Source organism: Pseudomonas leptonychotis (assembly GCF_004920405.1).
GTDB classification, from domain to species: domain Bacteria; phylum Pseudomonadota; class Gammaproteobacteria; order Pseudomonadales; family Pseudomonadaceae; genus Aquipseudomonas; species Aquipseudomonas leptonychotis.
Genome location: NZ_RFLV01000013.1, coordinates 1 through 1,980, shown reverse-complemented (window position 1 = coordinate 1,980; position 1,980 = coordinate 1). Strand labels below are relative to the sequence as shown.

Annotated in this window: 3 protein-coding genes; 1 reads left to right on the top strand and 2 read right to left on the bottom strand. The window is 45.9% G+C overall.

Going from position 1 to position 1,980, the window contains the following annotated elements; genetic code table 11:
- Nucleotides 1-230 precede the first annotated feature (230 nt).
- Nucleotides 231-407, top strand: coding sequence for a hypothetical protein (locus tag D8779_RS20590; RefSeq protein WP_167492610.1), 177 nt, complete (start codon nucleotides 231-233; stop codon nucleotides 405-407).
- 486 nt (nucleotides 408-893) lie between these two features.
- Here D8779_RS20590 and D8779_RS20480 read toward each other — a convergent pair whose 3' ends face one another.
- Nucleotides 894-1,277, bottom strand: coding sequence for a tautomerase family protein (locus D8779_RS20480; RefSeq protein ID WP_136666457.1), 384 nt, complete (start codon nucleotides 1,275-1,277; stop codon nucleotides 894-896).
- A gap of 87 nt (nucleotides 1,278-1,364) precedes the next feature.
- On the bottom strand, nucleotides 1,365-1,980 hold a 616-nt coding region (locus tag D8779_RS20475; RefSeq protein WP_205895864.1), incomplete at its 5' end, for a hypothetical protein.

Below are 1,980 nucleotides of genomic sequence, written 5' to 3'. Positions count from 1 at the left end.
GTCAGCGTCTTTAATTGCCGGAACCTCAGCTCTATTTTCTTTTGTGTCCATACTCGAAACTCTTCATAGCTGCATAACGTTTGGTTAAGGGGCCGGCTTTAGCCGGTCCCAGTGAGCGAAGCGAACGATTTGAACCACTTGTTAGGCGCGGGCTTGAGTCGGGCACTGTAAGTTGTAGCAACACGATAGCTGGCAATGCTTTTGCTTTTAAGTGCTGTGCCTGATCTTTCATGCTGTTTGTGCCGTTTCATGTGCTTTTTCTGCTTGGTGATTTTGGAGCGCCTCAGCGCCAGCGCGATGCCATGGCCGGTGTGCCGGATATTGTTGAACCAAGATTTTTTGGCCCGCCCGCGATTTCAAATATCCAAAATTCTTTTCATGAGAAATACACGGTTTTGAACTATTGAATCCGCGATTTTCCATGTGCCCGCATTCCTTTGCTTTGTATGCCTAACGTTTGGTTAAGGGGCTTGCTTTAGCAAGTCCCAGAGAGCGCAGCGAACGATTTGAACCATTTGTTAGACTTTTCAAGTCGTGCGCGTTTGTGTGCATTTTTACAATTGCCTTTTGTACCTGAGACCGCCGCCGAGCGAAAGCCTAGCCTCCGGCATTTTCAAAATTAGCGCTGAACGTGACACAAGCGCTGCGCGTTACATTGTTAATTTGTGCCTGCCGATTACTTTGGCTTGGCAATGCATTTAAAGCACGAATTTAGTTGAACAGTGGAAGCGCCTTGCGGTGGAGCAGGAAAACTTAAGATTTACACCCCGAGAGCGATGTTGAAAACGCCACAAAACTAACAAAAGCAGCACTTCCGGAGGGAGCCTAACGTTTGGTTAAGGGGCTTGCTCTAGCAAGTCCCAGAGAGCGCAGCGAACGATTTGAACCAGTAGTTATACGTTTACCTTGTAACTTAAGGTTGCCTCATCGCCTGTGATTCCTCGAAAACCCCAGCAATGACTTGGCTGCTCAAATATTGTTATTTCGACATCAATAGGGCTAATGGATAAGTCACGCTCAAAAGCTGAAAATATTTGCTTTATGAGTTTCTTTTTTGTTTCTTCAGTACGCCCAGAAATCATGCTGATTTCTATGACTGTGTATTTTTCAGACCTGCCGCCTGGGTAATAGAAATTTGTTTTTTCAAGCGGGACGAAACGGTGAGCGCGCTTATCCTCAGGCAGCCCAAGAGCCGAAGTCATGCATCTATGCAGCGCATCAGACATCTTTGCTTTTATGGGATTTAAGTGAACATCAATTCCATAGACAGTGATCATTGCGATTCCTTGCAGGCGTATAACGATTGGTTAAGGGGCGGGCTTTAGCCCGTCCCAGTGAGCGAAGCGAACGATTTGAACCAGTTGTTATGTGCCGTTTTCGACGCAATTTTTTAATTTGCGCATGCTGAAACTGTTCTGAGGAATTCTATGTAGGGTGGCGAACTCAGGAATAGTTGGCTCTGCAATGATATTTGCATTGCTTACTTTCCAGGTAAGGGCGTCGTTGATTATTGTAATGGTAGCTCGTATCGGGTTTTCATTGTGCGCGCTAATTAGAGTTAGGGTTGCGACTTCATCTGATTCTGTAATGCCATATATAGTTGGCCTGTCCTCATAGGCCCAGCCCTGGTCGATTTTTGCTTTTCCGCGTGCCGTTCCATAGTGGAACCCGCAAATGTTTTTGCCTTGTTGCATTATAGAAATATTAAACTCATCAGTTATGTTTGTAACTGTACTGTGATTTTCAAATTTAACTGCCCATATACCCGAGAAATCAGCAAATGCCGGCGAAGATAATAAGAATAATAGACCGAGATAGAGTTGTAGGGGTTTCTTCATTTTTGGGTAAGGTACATAACGATAGGTTAAGGGGCGGGCTTTAGCCCGTCCCAGTGAGCGAAGCGAACGGCTTGAACCGCATGTTAGGCCGCACCACCGATGGCACGCCAGACATAAATACGTGATGACGCAAAGCCCCAGA